This window comes from Algibacter pacificus, from assembly GCF_008033385.1.
GTDB classification, from domain to species: Bacteria; Bacteroidota; Bacteroidia; order Flavobacteriales; family Flavobacteriaceae; genus Algibacter; species Algibacter pacificus.
Map to the genome: position 1 here is coordinate 1 of NZ_VOGY01000047.1, position 1,112 is coordinate 1,112.

Annotated in this window: 1 protein-coding gene; it reads right to left on the reverse strand. The window is 40.9% G+C overall.

Annotated elements, in window-relative coordinates; all coding sequences use genetic code 11:
- The coding region (locus tag FQU21_RS17320) for an Ig-like domain-containing protein (RefSeq protein ID WP_147679293.1) at nucleotides 1-1,112 on the reverse strand (1,112 nt) is incomplete at both ends.

The following is a 1,112-nucleotide window of genomic DNA, read 5'->3' on the forward strand; positions in this document are numbered from 1 at the left end:
TCCACTACTGGACAGTTACAATCTGGTGCGGTAATAGCTAAGGTCTCTGAACAAGTATTAGCATCTTCTACCGTTAAGGTGATATCTGTTCCTGAGGTTACCCCTGTGATCGCCCAAGTATTACCTGAGGTATTGGTTACTGTTCCTGAGGTAGATGTTACCGTTCCTGAACTTACCTCTACGGATACATCATAAGTTAATAAATCTGATGAACATGCTGCCGCTGAACTGATTGTTATCGTTGGTAAAGCATATATTTCTAAGTTTACTGCTGTTCGTGTTGAACTTACACAGTTTGTGGTTGTATTTCTTGCTTCTGCATAATAAGTTGCTGTACCTACTCCTGTTAATTCTGGTGTTACTGGAGTTCCTCCGGTTGATGAAGCATACCAATCTACAACTTCACCTGCGTTAACAGTTGCCGTAGCTGTTAATGTCTGTGCTGGATCTAATAAGCAGGTTGCTTGATCGCCTCCTGATATTGGTGCATCCACTACTGGACAGTTACAATCTGGTGCGTTAATAGCTAAGGTCTCTGAACAAGTATTAGCATCTTCTACCGTTAAGGTGATATCTGTTCCTGAGGTTACCCCTGTGATCGCCCAAGTATTACCTGAGGTATTAGCTACTGTTCCTGAGGTAGATGTTACCGTTCCTGAACTTACCTCTACGGATACATCATAAGTTAATAAATCTGCTGAACATGCTGCTGCATTACTTATAGATATTGTTGGTAAAGGATTTATCAATACAGCTTCAGTTGTAGCTGCACATCCATTTGTATTTGTGAAGGTAAAGGTAGTACTCCCTGGTGCCATTGCTGTAACCAGTCCTGAATCATCAACAGTTGCTACTGCTATATTATTACTTACCCAAGTCCCTCCTGTAGTGGGTGATAACTGCGTAGTTCCTTCAACACATATTTCAGTATCACCTGTAATAGCAACTACTGGTAAAGGATTTACTGTTACAACAACTTCTTTTCCTGTTCCTGCTGCATTCTCACATGTTGCTGTACCTGTTACAGTTACATAATATGTTGTTGTTGCTGTTAATGCTGGTGTTGTAAAGTTTGCTCCTGATCCTACTTCTGTAGTTAAAGCTGAATCGCT